The sequence below is a fragment of the Streptomyces lasiicapitis genome (assembly GCF_014646335.1).
Lineage (GTDB): Bacteria > Actinomycetota > Actinomycetes > Streptomycetales > Streptomycetaceae > Streptomyces > Streptomyces lasiicapitis.
Map to the genome: position 1 here is coordinate 141,925 of NZ_BMNG01000003.1, position 13,323 is coordinate 155,247.

The following is a 13,323-nucleotide window of genomic DNA, read 5'->3' on the forward strand; positions in this document are numbered from 1 at the left end:
CTGCCCTCGGCCTGGCCGGTTTCATTCTGCGGGCACGTCGTGCCTGCCGGGCGGGGCGGCTGGGTCCGGCAGCGGCTGGGGCGGCCGCACCCCGGTGTACTGCCCGACGGGGCGCATCCGCATCGGCCGTTCCTCGTACTCCTCCAGGGCGTGTGCGATCCAGCCGGCGGTGCGGGCCACGGCGAACACCGTTTCGCCCGCCTCCGCGGCCATGCTGGACGAGACGGTGAGGACGGCCAGGGCAAGGTCGACGTTGGCGTGCAGGTCGGTGTGGCGGGCCGTGGTGGCCACCACGTCGCGGGCCGCCGCCAGCGCCGGGCCTGCCTTGGGCATCGTCTCCAGGAGGCTGAACAGTGCCCGCGCGCGGGGGTCCTCGCCCGGGTAGACGCGGTGGCCGAGGCCTGGGACGCGGCGGCCCGCGCGCAGTTCGCCCGCGACGACCGGTGCTGCCGTACCGCGGTCCAGGACCTCCAGGAGCATCCGGTGGGCGAGGCCGCTCGCCGCGCCGTGCAGCGGGCCCTCCAGGACGCCCAGGCCCGCCGAGACGGCCGCGTACGGGTGGGCGCGGGCCGATGCCGCGACGCGGACCGCCAGCGTGGACGCGGCCAGGTCGTGGTCGACGAGCAGCGCCAGTGCGGTGTCCAGGGCGTGCAGTGATGCCTCGTCGGGCTTACGGCCGCTCAGGCGCCCCCAGAGGCGCCCGGCGAGGGGGCCTCCGTCCCGGTGGGTCGGCAGCAGGGGCGGGAGTGCCGCCACGAGCGTCGGGATCAGCGAGCGGGCCGTGCCGATGACGGCTTGCTCGGAGAGGTCGAAGCGGAGCGGGTCCGCGGCCGCCGCGGCGATGGCCGCCACCCGCAGCCGGTCCGTGGGGCCGCTGTGCTCCGGTAGTGCGCGCACTGCCAGGCGCGCCGCTCCGGCGGGCTCCGGGGGTGGCGTGAAGTGGATGCCGGGTCGCAGGACGCCGGTCCACAGCCATTCGGCGACCTCTTCGTAGGAGTGGCGCAGTGCCAGTTCGGCCGCGTCCACGCCCCGGAAGTAGTAGTGATCCTTGTCGATCAGCGTGATGCGCGTGCGTACGGAGAGTTCGTTGGCGCCGGTCGCCGGGGTGGGTTCGCGCCTGTTCCTGCGCGCCAGTGCCTGGACCTCCTTGGGGTCGAAGGTGCTGCCGCGTGCTCCGGGGCCGCGGCGGCTGCTGAGCTGTCCGCGGCTCACGTAGGCGTACACGGTCTCCGGCTTCACGCCGAGTACTTCCGCCGCCTCCTTGGTGCTGAGGCGGCGGTCTTCACGGCCGGACGCGCCGTGAACCGCTTCTTGATCCGTTCGATCCGTCATGGGCGTCACCGTATCCACGTCCTGACATCTGGATGATTGCATTGATTCAATCAATATTGACAGAGTCTCAGTCAAGCATGGACAGTCGAATCAAGTCCAGGGAGGAAGTCGAGGAACAACATGCCGATCAATGGCTCCGCCGCCGTCCCCACCGCTCCCGTCGAGGTCCCACGCGGACTCGCGGGTGTCGTCGTCACCGAGACCCAACTCGGTGACGTCAGGGGGCGCGAAGGCTTCTACCACTACCGCCAGTACTCCGCCGTGGAGCTCGCGCAGACCCGCAGCTTCGAGGACGTCTGGCACCTGATGTTCCACGGCGCGCTGCCGGATGCCGCGCAGCGAGCGGAGTTCGCCGGGCAGACGGCCGCCCTGCGGCACCTGCCGGAGGAGGTGCGTGCGGCGCTGCCAGACATCGCCCGCGCCAGCGTGCTGTCCGGCCCGCTCGCCGGGCTGCGTTCGGCGCTTTCGCTCTTCGGCGCCGCCAAGGGGTTCCGGCCGGTGTACGACATAGATGGCGAGCGGCGTCGCGCCGACGCGCTCGCCGCGTCCGCCGTCGTGCCGACGCTGCTCACCGCGCTGTACCGGCTCGGGCAGGGGCTTGAGCCCGTGGAGCCGCGTGACGACCTTCCGTACGCCGCCAACTACCTCTACATGCTGACCGGTTCGCAGCCGGGTGCCGAGCGGGCCAGGGCGGTCGAGCAATACTTGATCTCCACCATTGACCACGGCTTCAACGCGTCCACCTTCACGGCCCGGGTCATCACCTCGACCGGTGCGGATGTTGCCGCCTGTCTCGTGGGTGCGGTGGGTGCGCTGTCCGGGCCCCTGCACGGCGGTGCGCCGAGCCGGGCCCTCGACACGCTCGACGCCATCGGCACGCCTGACCGTATCGACCCCTGGATCCGTGAACGCGTCCTCGCGGGCGAGCGGATCATGGGCTTCGGGCACCCCGTGTACCGCACCGAGGACCCGCGCTCGCGCATGCTCCGCGGGATCGCGCAGGGGTTCGGCGGCGAGCTGGTGGAGTTCGCGGTCGAGGTCGAACGGCAGGTCGAGTTGATCCTCGCGGAGCTCAAGCCCGGCCGTGAACTCCACACGAACGTGGAGTTCTACGCGGGCGTGGTCATGGAGCTGTGCGGGCTGCCGCGCGAAATGTTCACGCCGACCTTCGCGTCGGCACGCGTGGTCGGCTGGGGCGCCAACATCCTGGAACAGGCTGAGGACTCGAAGATCATTCGCCCGGCGGCGCGGTATGTGGGGCCGGTGCCGCCGGTTTCGGTGCCGGTGGCGCCCGAGGGGCCGGCGGCCTGAGGCGCGGAACCTACGGGTTGAAATGACTGTGAGGCCCGGCTCGGGCCTCACAGGAAACTACGTCGGTCGGGCGGACGAAGAGGTTCGCCCTCCGGAGCGGTGAGCGCCGTCGTCACTCCGCGCCGCGGATCAACTGTTCGGGATGTCGGCTTTCGCGCGGACGAGCGTCTCGCGGCTGACGATCACGATGCGCTCGTGGTCGGCGCGTGCTGCGTCAGGGGGAAGTTCACCGTCGAGCGCCGCTGTCGCTTCGGTTCCGATGACCGCGAAGTCACCGTTGCTGAGCTCGAAAATATCCGGACAGGTATCGCCGGCGAGACTGCCGCGTTCCCGCGGTGACGCACCGATGCGGCGCACGATCTTCATAAATCCCGGTCCTTGAGGAGTTGACGGCCATGAAAAAAGTGGACGGTCGGCTGTGTGCCGACCGTCATTCCAGAGGTGTAGAAGGGTGTGGAAGGGGAAGGCTAGCGTCTCCCCCGGGGTTTCCTGCTTCGGTTCCGCATCGGCGCGCCGAATACTTGACCGAACGCTTGGCTGACTTGACGTGGCGGCTGTGCGGCGGACGGGCCGTGACCACCGACAGGTCCAAGCGGCTCTACGCGGACGCTGGTCCCTCCGAAACTTCAGGCGGAGGCTCACCCACCACCCAGTACTCGTCCGAGTCGGCCTCGTCCAGGTCGCGGATGATGATGTCCGTCATCCGGCCCACCCGGGCCTCGTCCGACGCGTCCTTGAGGCTGGCTCGCTGATGGCGCGTCGCGTGCCAGTACAGGCGGAAGACCGGGTTCGTGCAGATCCAGCGCAGGTGGCCGTGGAGTTCCTCCCATGTGACGACACCGGCGCGATAGGCCAATAGCGCGTTCGTGTAGAGCGCGTTGGCGAACAGGAACTGGCGGCGCTGAGTGGGCGACTCGGCTTCCGCGATGCTGTAGACCGCCGCGAGATCGGGGTCCTCGATCGCCTTGCGGAGGAGATAGAGCTGGAGTTCCTGCTGCTCCGCCATCATGGCGCGGCGCCATTCCGCGCGTTCCGCGCGGTCCATCTCGGCGCGGAGCTGGGTGTATTTGCGCTGTTGGGCGGCCAGGAGGACGAGACACCCGACGGCCAGGGTGAGGCGCACCCCGGCCGTGGAGCGGAGCTCCCCGAGCCATAGTTTCTGTGTGGCCATGTCAACCCCCGAATCAGGCGACCGTCCGCCGGTCGTCGGGTGCGGGGCGACAGGGTGCGGACCGGCGAGCGATGGGCGGCGCTTGCCGTCTCCCAGGGTGCCGAGCGGCTCTGATCGGGCGGGAGGCGGAGAGGAGGGCGCACGGAGGGAGGGCTGGGTCCATTCCATGCGCCGTGCCCATTGTTTGCCCCGCGAGCGCCGCTGCAATCGTTCACGTACCGGCGCGTCTACGTGCGCATATCCTGGAGAGGTCTTCAATCGTCGTGCACCGCCGTCGCCCGCGATGTGTACGCGTCTTGAGCGACTTGATCCAGCTTGATGTGAGTTGACGCGAGGGGCCGCACGTGCGTGAGCAGCAGATTCCGGTTGTCGTACTCACCGGGTTTCTCGGCTCCGGGAAGACGACACTCCTGAACCATGTGCTGCACCGCAGCGGCGGCAGCCGGATCGGTGCGATCGTCAACGACTTCGGGTCCATCGAGATCGACGCGATGGCCGTCGCCGGCGCGCTCGGCGACTCCACCGTCTCGCTCGGCAACGGCTGCCTCTGCTGCGCCGTGGACGCCAGTGAGCTCGACGAGTACCTGGAACGGCTTGCCCGCCCGTCCACCCGTATCGACGTCATCGTCATCGAGGCCAGCGGGCTCGCCGAGCCGCAGGAGCTCATGCGGATGGTGCTCGCCAGCGAGAACCCGCACATCGTGTACGGCGGCCTCGTGGAGGTCGTCGACGCCGCCGAGTTCGACGCGACCCGGCAGCGGCACCCGGAGGTCGACCGGCATCTGGGCATCGCCGACCTGGTCGTCGTCAACAAGGCCGACCGGGTGAGCGAAGCCGAGCGGGAGCGGATCCTCGCCGAGGTCCACCGCCTCACCGACCGCGCGGCCGTCGTCCCCGCCTCGTACGGACGTGTCGACGTGGAGCTGCTGCTCGACCGCAAACCCGTGGCGCAGCGAGTGGGGCAGCTTTCCTTCGACGATCTGCACGACCACGACCATGACCTTGACCACGACCGCGATCACCACCATGACGCGGAAGGTGTCGGGGATGCCGACCGTCACGGCAGCCATGACGGCTCCTGCGGCTGCGACGACCCCGGCCACATCCACCTGCACTCCGCCTACGAAAGCCTCGCCTTCACCTCCGACGCGCCCCTCAACCCGCGCCGGCTGATCGCCTTCCTCGACAGCAGGCCCGAAGGGCTGTACCGCATCAAGGGGTACGTCGACTTCGGCGCCGCCGACGCCCGCAACCGGTACGCCGTGCACTCCGTGGGGCGGTTCCTGCGCTTCTACCCCGAGCCGTGGGAGCCCGGTGAGAAGCGGCTCACCCAGCTCGTCCTCATCGGGTCGGGGATAGACGTCGCCGCCCTGGACGAGCAGCTGACGATGTGCCGGGAGAACGACGAGGACGCCCCGCACACCGACGAGTTCGGCATGTGGGGCGTCCTGCGCTACGTGCAGGAGCCGGAGGCGGGCTCAGGGCCAGAGGCGGCCTCCGAGCCCGGTCTGGACGAGCCCGGTCTGGACGAGCTCGGTCCGGACGAGCTCGGCTCCGACGAGGCTGCTCCTGACGATCCTGCGTCGGACGACTGACTACACCGGCCCCGCCACCGCCCCCACAGGCTTCGCCAGCGACACCCCGGAGCCGTCCCGGCGCGGGTCGGGCTCGGGCAGCTCGGCCGGCAGGCCGTTGCGCTGTGCCGCGCGCGGCGGCGTCGGGCCCGCCCAGGCGAAGCTCAGGCAGTCCTCGCCCTTCAGGAGCCGCTGGCAGCGCACGCCGCCCGTGGCGCGCCCCTTGCGCGGATACTGGTCGAACGGCGTGACCTTGGCCGTCGTGTGCACCGAGTCGTCGAGTGTGCCGCGCGAGCCCGCGACCGTGAACACCACGGCGTCCACCGCCGGGTCCACCGCCGTGAAGGAGATGACCTTCACACCGTCGGCGAGCTTGATGCCCGCCATGCCGCCCGCCGGACGCCCCTGCGGGCGGACCTGCCCCGCCGGATAGCGCAGCAGTTGCGCGTCGTCGGTGATGAAGACCAGGTCCTCCTCACCCGTACGCAGCTCGGCCGCGCCGACGATGCGGTCGCCGTCCTTGAGGGTGATGACTTCCAGCTCGTCCTTGTTCGTGGGGTAGTCGGGAACCACGCGCTTGACTACGCCCTGCTCGGTGCCGAGCGCCAGGCCGGGCGACGATTCGTCGAGCGTCATCAGGCAGATCAGCTTCTCGTCCGCCTCCAGGGAGAGCAGTTCGGACACCGGGGCGCCTCCGGAGAGGTTGGGCGCCGACGCCGTGTCCGGGAGCTGCGGCAGGTCCACCACGGCGAGCCGCAGCAGCCGGCCCTCCGACGTCACGGCGCCCACCTCGCCGCGCGCCGTCGCGGGCACCGCGGAGACGATCACGTCGTGCTTCACGCGCTTGCCGTCGCTCTCGCCGAACGGCTCCCCGTTGGCCGTACGCGCCAGCAGGCCCGTCGACGACAGGAGCACCCGGCACGGGTCGTCCGCGACCTGCAGCGGCACCGCGGCGGCGGGCGCGCCGCCCGACTCCAGGAGCACCGTGCGCCGGTCCGTGGCGAACTTCTTGGCCACGGCGGCCAGTTCGGAGGAGACCAGCTTGCGCAGCTCCGCGTCGGACTCCAGGATCCGCGTCAGCTCCTCGATCTCCGCCTTCAGCTTGTCGCGCTCGGACTCCAGCTCGATGCGGTCGTACTTGGTGAGGCGGCGCAGCGGCGTGTCCAGGATGTACTGCGTCTGGATCTCGCTCAGCGAGAAGCGCTCCATCAGGCGCTCCTTGGCCTGCGCGGAGTTGTCGCTGGAGCGGATGAGGCGGATGACCTCGTCGATGTCCAGGAGGGCGACGAGCAGGCCCTCCACCAGGTGCAGCCGGTCGCGCTTCTTGCCGCGGCGGAACTCGCTGCGCCGCCGCACCACGTTGAAGCGGTGGTCGAGATAGACCTCGAGGAGCTCCTTGAGGCCGAGCGTCAAGGGCTGGCCGTCCACCAGCGCGACGTTGTTGATGCCGAAGGACTCCTCCATCGGCGTCAGCTTGAAGAGCTGCTCCAGGACGGCCTCCGGGACGAAGCCGTTCTTGATCTCGATGACCAGACGCAGGCCGTGCGCGCGGTCCGTGAGGTCCTTGACGTCGGCGATGCCCTGGAGCTTCTTCGCGCCGACCAGGTCCTTGATCTTGGAGATGACCTTCTCGGGGCCGACGGTGAAGGGCAGTTCGGTGACGACCAGGCCCTTGCGGCGCGGGGTCACCGACTCCACGGAGACCGTGGCGCGGATCTTGAAGGTGCCGCGCCCCGTCTCGTACGCGTCCTTGATGCCGGACAGGCCCACGATCCGGCCGCCCGTGGGCAGGTCCGGACCCGGGATGAAGCGCATCAGCGTCTCGAGGTCGGCGCCCGGGTGCTTGATCAGGTGCCGGGCGGCGGCGATGACCTCGCCGAGGTTGTGCGGGGCCATGTTCGTGGCCATGCCGACGGCGATGCCGGAGGAGCCGTTCACCAGAAGGTTCGGATACGCCGCCGGGAGGGCGACGGGCTCTCTCTCCTGGCCGTCGTAGTTCGGCTCGAAGTCGACCGTGTTCTCGTCGATCGACTCCGTCATCAAGGAGGTCGCGTCCGCCATGCGGCACTCGGTGTACCGCATCGCGGCCGGCGGGTCGTCGTTGCCCAGGGAGCCGAAGTTGCCGTGGCCGTCGACCAGGGGGAGGCGCATCGAGAAGGGCTGCGCCATGCGCACCAGGGCGTCATAGATCGACGCGTCGCCGTGGGGGTGCAGCTTTCCCATCACTTCGCCGACGACGCGCGCACACTTCACGTATCCGCGCTCGGGGCGCAGGCCCATCTCGTTCATCTGATAGACGATGCGGCGGTGCACCGGCTTCAGACCGTCCCGGGCGTCGGGCAGGGCGCGGGAGTAGATGACCGAATAGGCGTACTCGAGGAAGGAGCCCTGCATCTCGTCGACGACGTCGATGTCGAGGATCTTCTCCTCGAACGCGTCGTCGGGCGGCGGGGTCTTCGTGCTGCGGCGGGCCATCGCTGCTGCGGCTCCTTCACCAACAAGTGCGGGATCTGACGCCGACCATTGTGGACTGTCCCACTGACAACCCCGACCACGACCCGGTGGTGGGCGGGCTGCGACCGCGCGCCGACCCCCGCACCGACCGCGCGTCAACGCGGCGGCACGCCGCCACCACCATGATCACGACGCGCCGTGCCGGGCGGCCGGCGCCCGGTTCCCCGGCGATCACGCCGACGGCGAAATCCGAGTACGCCGAGGGCGGAGCGGGAACTTCGCCAGGGGTCCCGGGCCTTGCTTAGAGTGGCAGGACTTGCAGCACATACCGAGCAGCTCTCCCCCCCCGCTCTTATCGAGGATTTCGCGATCGAAGGGACGTACATGCCCATGGGTCACACGGCCACAGCCGAAGCCGGCTCCGGCGGCCTGACAGCGACCGAGCACCGGCTGGCCAACGGCCTGCGCGTGGTGCTCTCCGAGGACCACCTGACCCCGGTCGCCGCGGTCTGCCTCTGGTACGACGTCGGCTCCCGCCACGAGGTCAAGGGCCGTACGGGCCTGGCGCACCTCTTCGAGCACCTGATGTTCCAGGGCTCGAAGCAGGTGCACGGGAACGGCCACTTCGAACTGGTGCAGGGCGCCGGCGGCTCGCTCAACGGCACCACCAGCTTCGAGCGCACCAACTACTTCGAGACCATGCCCACCCACCAGCTGGAGCTCGCCCTCTGGCTGGAGGCGGACCGCATGGGCTCGCTCCTGTCGGCCCTCGACGAGGAGTCGATGGAGAACCAGCGGGACGTCGTCAAGAACGAGCGCCGCCAGCGCTACGACAACGTTCCGTACGGCACGGCCTTCGAGAAGCTGACCGCCCTCTCCTACCCCGAGGGCCACCCGTACCACCACACGCCCATCGGCTCCATGGCCGACCTGGACGCGGCCACCCTGGAGGACGCGCGGGCGTTCTTCCGTACGTACTACGCGCCGAACAACGCCGTCCTGTCGGTCGTCGGCGACATCGACCCCGAGCAGACGCTCGCCTGGGTCGAGAAGTACTTCGGCTCCATCCCCTCGCACGACGGCAAGCAGCCCCCGCGCGACGGCGCGCTGCCCGAGCGCATCGGCGAGGAGCTGCGCGAGGTCGTCGAGGAGGAGGTCCCCGCGCGCGCCCTGATGGCCGCCTACCGCCTCCCGGAGGACGGCACGCGTGAGAGCGACGCGGCCGACCTGGCCCTCACGGTCCTCGGCAGCGGCGAGTCGTCCCGCCTCTACAACCGCCTCGTACGCCGCGACCGCACCGCCGTGACGGCCGGTTTCGGCCTGCTGCGTCTCGCGGGCGCGCCCTCGCTCGGCTGGCTGGACGTGAAGACGTCCGGTGACGTGGAGGTCCCCGTCATCGAGGCCGCCGTCGACGAGGAGCTCGCCCGGTTCGCCGCGGAGGGCCCCACTCCGGAGGAAATGGAGCGCGCCCAGGCCCAGTTGGAGCGCGAGTGGCTCGACCGCCTGGGCACGGTCGCGGGCCGCGCCGACGAACTGTGCCGGTACGCGGTCCTGTTCGGCGACCCCCAGCTCGCCCTGACCGCCGTCCAGCGCGTCCTCGACGTCACCGCCGAGGAGGTCCAGGAGGTCGCCAAGGCCCGCCTGCGCCCGGACAACCGCGCGGTGCTCGTGTACGAACCCATCAGCGCCGAAGACACCGCGGACGCCGCCGGCGATGCCGAGGACGACCAGGACGACGAGGAGGCGGCGAAGTGACCGAGGCCGCAACGATGCAGTTCCACCCGCAGCCCCAGGCGGGCGCCGCCAGGCCCTGGGCCTTCCCGGCCCCCGAGCGCGGCACGCTCGGCAACGGCCTGACGGTGCTGCGCTGCGACCGCCCGGGCCAGCAGCTCGTCGCCGTGGAGATCCACCTCGACGCGCCCCTGGACGCCGAGCCGCAGGGCCTGGACGGCGTGGCCACGATCATGGCGAGGGCCTTCTCCGAAGGCACCGACAAGCACTCCGCCGAGGAGTTCGCCGCCGAGCTCGACCGCTGCGGCGCCACGCTCGACGCGCACGCCGACCACCCCGGCGTGCGGGTCTCCCTCGAAGTGCCCGTCTCCCGCCTGCCCAAGGCGCTCGGCCTGCTCGCCGACGCCCTGCGCGCGCCCGCCTTCGCGGACAGCGAGATCGAGCGCCTCGTACGCAACCGCCTGGACGAGATCCCGCACGAGACCGCCAACCCGGCGCGGCGCGCCGCCAAGGAGCTTTCCAAGCAGCTCTTCCCGGCGACCGCGCGCATGTCGCGCCCGCGCCAGGGCACGGAGGAGACGGTCACGGCCATCGACTCCGCGGCCGTGCGCGCCTTCTACGAGAAGCACGTCCGCCCCGCCGCGGCCACCGCCGTCGTGGTCGGCGACTTCACCGGCATCGACCTGGACACCGTCCTCGCGGACACCCTCGGCGCCTGGACCGGCGGTGCGGCCGAGCCCCGCCCGATGCCTCCGGTGACCGCCGACGACAGCGGCCGCGTCGTCATCGTGGACCGCCCCGGCGCCGTACAGACGCAGCTGCTCATCGGCCGCGTCGGCCCGGACCGGCACGACCGCGTGTGGGCCGCGCAGGTCCTCGGCACGTACTGCCTCGGTGGCACCCTCACCTCCCGCCTGGACCGCGTCCTGCGCGAGGAGAAGGGATACACCTACGGAGTGCGCGCCTTCGGCCAGGTCCTGCGCTCCGCCGCGGACGGCACGGGCGCCGCGATGCTCGCCATCAGCGGCTCCGTGGACACCCCGAACACGGGCCCGGCCCTGGAGGACCTGTGGAAGGTCCTGCGCACGCTCGCCGCGGAGGGCCTCACGGACCCCGAGCGCGACGTCGCCGTGCAGAACCTCGTGGGGGTCGCCCCGCTGAAGTACGAGACCGCGGCAGCCGTCGCCGCCACCCTCGCCGACCAGGTCGAGCAGAACCTGCCGGACGACTTCCAGGCGCACCTGTACCGCCAGTTGGCGGACACGGGCACCGTGGAGGCCACCGCGGCCGTCGTGAACGCCTTCCCGGACGACCGCCTTGTGACGGTCCTCGTGGGCGACGCCGCGCAGATCGAGGAGCCCGTCAAGGCGCTCGGCATCGGTGAAGTGACGGTGGTCACCGGCTGATTGCCGGGACGGACGTCAGCGGCGACCTGGTGGCGCAAAGCTGGACATAGCGACATCAACGGCGCCGTAAAGGCCCCGTGAGATCAGGGACCCCAGAGGTTCAAGAAGCCTCTGGGGTCCCTGCATGCCGCCATATGTCCGAATTGACATGGAGGTTGGCCGTCTGCCCTGTGGCGTGCGCTACAAAAGGCTTGATTCGTTTGTCGATTGAAAGATGAGGCGTTTAGCGTCGGTCCGGCTGCCCGTCAGGCACCACGCCGCGTCCGCGGCACCGGACAGCCATCGCCGAGTCCCCGTACGGCGCGAGCCAGGGGAGCCGGGGACCCACATGTCCCCTGGGGTGAATCGGACCCCTTGCCGCGAGGCGAGGAGCCCGTAGGAGACCTTCCTGCTCCGAACCCGTCAGCTAACCCGGTAGGCGAGAAGGAAGGAAAGGATCAGCCGCTTCATGGCGTTCACCCGCCCGACCGGCAAGCACCGCCGTCCGAGCCGCATCTCCCGTACGACCGCGAGTGCCGCGGGCGTCGCCGCTCTCACCACCACCGGCGTCATCTCGGGTCTGGCCGCTCCGGCGTTCGCCGCCGAAGCCGCGTCCGCCCCCGAGCACAAGACCACCGGCCTCACCCAGTCCATCTCCATCGGCGACTCCCTGGCCGACGAGATCGACGCCCAGGCCGCCGCCCAGAAGCAGGCGGCCCTCGAAGCCGCCGCCAAGGCGAAGGCCGAGGCCGCCGCGAAGGCCAAGGCCGAGGAAGCCAAGCGCAAGGCCGCCGAGGCCAAGCGCAAGGCTGAGGCCGCCGCGAAGGCCAAGGCCAAGGAGGAGCGCGAGGCCAAGGAGCGCGCCGCCCGCGAGGCCGAGCGCAAGCGCCTCATGGGCTCCTACGTAGCGCCGGTCGACGGCAGCTACGTCTCCACCGGCTACCAGACCGGTGGCGCCATGTGGTCCTCCGGCAGCCACACCGGCGTCGACTTCCACGCCGCGTCCGGCACCGAGGTCCAGGCGGTCGCCGCCGGCACCGTCGTCGAGGCCGGCTGGGGCGGCGCCTACGGCAACAACGTCGTGATCCGCCACAACGACGGCACGTACACGCAGTACGGCCACATGTCGTCCCTGAGCGTCACGGTCGGCCAGGCGGTCACCCCGGGCCAGCAGATCGGCCTCTCCGGCTCGACCGGCAACTCCAGCGGCCCGCACCTGCACTTCGAGGCCCGCACCGGCGCCGACTACGGCTCCGACATCGACCCCGTGGCGTACCTGCGCTCGCACGGCGTCAGCGTCTGACCCCCTCGCCGCACGAAAGCCCCGGCTCACCCGAGCCGGGGTTTTCCGCGTATGCACGCCTTTTTGGCCAAAAGATATCCATGGATTCCGGCCTCCCATCGGAAAACGCGGCCCCTTGCAATAGAGTCCATGTCGACAGGGTCCTTACGGATCCATAGGGTCCCACTCCACAGGGTCCTACGGAGTCCATGGAGTCGTTGCACGAGCGCCATTCGACGCGTCGGCCGACGCGCCGACCGACGCGTTTCGCGGGCATTAAAGCGGAGGTCCGTCATGCGCATTCCCGCGCACTCGGTATGCACAGCCATCCGGGACGACATCGTCTCCGGTGTCTACGAACGCGGCACGCGCCTCACGGAGGAACTGCTCGCCCGCCGCTACGGAGTCTCCCGCGTCCCGGTGCGCGAGGCCCTGCGCACCCTGGAGGCCGAGGGCTTCGTCGTCACCCGCAGGCACGCGGGCGCGTGCGTCGCCGAGCCCACCGAGCAGGACGCCGCCGACCTCCTGGAGATCCGCGCGCTCCTGGAGCCACTGGCCGCCGCCCGCGCCGCGCAGCGCCGCACCGACGCCCACCTGAAGGTGCTCCGCGGCCTCGTCCGGCTCGGCCAGGAGCGCTCCCGGCGCGGCGGCGCCGACGACCTCCGCTCGCTCGACGGCTGGTTCCACGAGACGCTCACCCAGGCCTCCGCCAGCCCCGGCCTGATCACGCTCCTCACCCAGCTGCGGCACAAGATCGCCTGGATGTACGTCACCGAGCCGCAGGCCGCGCCCGCCGAGACCTGGGCCGAGCGGGCCGCGGTCGTCGACGCCGTCGCCCGCGGCGACGCGGAGCGGGCCCGCGCGCTCACGATGCTGCACGCCGAGCGGGCGGCCACCGGGCACCGGCCGCGCGCCGGATCGCGCGGCGGGCGTGTGAGGGATTCGCAACATGCCGTAAACACCGTGAGCGTACGGAATTAACGGCGACGCCGTATACAAAGGGGAGCGAGTCTGCGGGAATTGCTTTTCGTGTGCCCGCATTTCGACATCGAATATTGCGCCGGATATGCGCCAGATATGCGT

General features: G+C 70.6%; 10 protein-coding genes and 1 riboswitch. Of the genes, 6 read left to right on the top strand and 4 right to left on the bottom strand.

The genetic code is table 11. The features are described 5' to 3' along the window. Positions 1-21 precede the first annotated feature (21 nt). Positions 22-1,332, bottom strand: coding sequence for a citrate synthase (locus IEY91_RS06495; RefSeq protein WP_189173200.1), 1,311 nt, complete (start codon positions 1,330-1,332; stop codon positions 22-24). Between the two features lie 120 nt (positions 1,333-1,452). Between IEY91_RS06495 and IEY91_RS06500 the strand changes: the two genes are divergently transcribed. Beyond that, on the top strand, positions 1,453-2,643 hold the full coding sequence (locus IEY91_RS06500) for a citrate synthase/methylcitrate synthase (RefSeq protein WP_189173201.1): 1,191 nt from the start codon (positions 1,453-1,455) through the stop codon (positions 2,641-2,643). 129 nt (positions 2,644-2,772) lie between these two features. Here the strand turns inward: IEY91_RS06500 and IEY91_RS06505 are convergent, their stop codons facing one another. Next, the gene (locus tag IEY91_RS06505) at positions 2,773-3,009 is read right to left on the bottom strand and encodes a hypothetical protein (protein WP_189173202.1); all 237 of its coding nucleotides are present in this window, start codon (positions 3,007-3,009) and stop codon (positions 2,773-2,775) included. Positions 3,010-3,241: 232 nt separating this feature from the next. Further along, positions 3,242-3,814: a DUF6082 family protein gene (locus tag IEY91_RS06510; RefSeq protein ID WP_189173203.1), complete on the bottom strand. Its 573-nt coding sequence runs from the start codon at positions 3,812-3,814 to the stop codon at positions 3,242-3,244. A 344-nt stretch (positions 3,815-4,158) separates the two neighbouring features. Between IEY91_RS06510 and IEY91_RS06515 the strand changes: the two genes are divergently transcribed. Then, a complete protein-coding gene (locus IEY91_RS06515; protein WP_189173204.1) occupies positions 4,159-5,409 on the top strand; it encodes a CobW family GTP-binding protein in 1,251 nt (416 codons plus the stop codon). Here the strand turns inward: IEY91_RS06515 and IEY91_RS06520 are convergent, their stop codons facing one another. Next, complete coding sequence (locus IEY91_RS06520; protein WP_189173205.1) at positions 5,410-7,863, bottom strand: DNA gyrase/topoisomerase IV subunit A; 2,454 nt, start codon at positions 7,861-7,863, stop codon at positions 5,410-5,412. 369 nt (positions 7,864-8,232) lie between these two features. Here IEY91_RS06520 and IEY91_RS06525 point away from each other — a divergent pair, with 369 nt between their 5' ends. The 4 genes from IEY91_RS06525 to IEY91_RS06540 all read left to right on the top strand — a co-directional run bounded on the left by IEY91_RS06525 (position 8,233) and on the right by IEY91_RS06540 (position 13,221). Further along, on the top strand, positions 8,233-9,597 hold the full coding sequence (locus IEY91_RS06525) for a M16 family metallopeptidase (protein ID WP_189173459.1): 1,365 nt from the start codon (positions 8,233-8,235) through the stop codon (positions 9,595-9,597). Next, positions 9,594-10,979 carry a M16 family metallopeptidase gene (locus IEY91_RS06530; protein WP_189173206.1) on the top strand — a complete coding sequence of 462 codons (1,386 nt, stop codon included), beginning with the start codon at positions 9,594-9,596 and terminating at the stop codon, positions 10,977-10,979. Before IEY91_RS06525 ends, IEY91_RS06530 begins: the two co-directional genes overlap by 4 nt. Positions 10,980-11,252: 273 nt before the next feature. Beyond that, a riboswitch (cyclic di-AMP (ydaO/yuaA leader) is annotated at positions 11,253-11,414 on the top strand. 13 nt (positions 11,415-11,427) lie between these two features. Continuing rightward, positions 11,428-12,261 carry a M23 family metallopeptidase gene (locus IEY91_RS06535; protein ID WP_189173207.1) on the top strand — a complete coding sequence of 278 codons (834 nt, stop codon included), beginning with the start codon at positions 11,428-11,430 and terminating at the stop codon, positions 12,259-12,261. Between the two features lie 273 nt (positions 12,262-12,534). Beyond that, entirely contained in the window at positions 12,535-13,221 is a 687-nt protein-coding gene (locus IEY91_RS06540) for a GntR family transcriptional regulator (RefSeq protein WP_164319638.1), read from the top strand. The last annotated feature ends 102 nt before the right edge of the window (positions 13,222-13,323 follow it).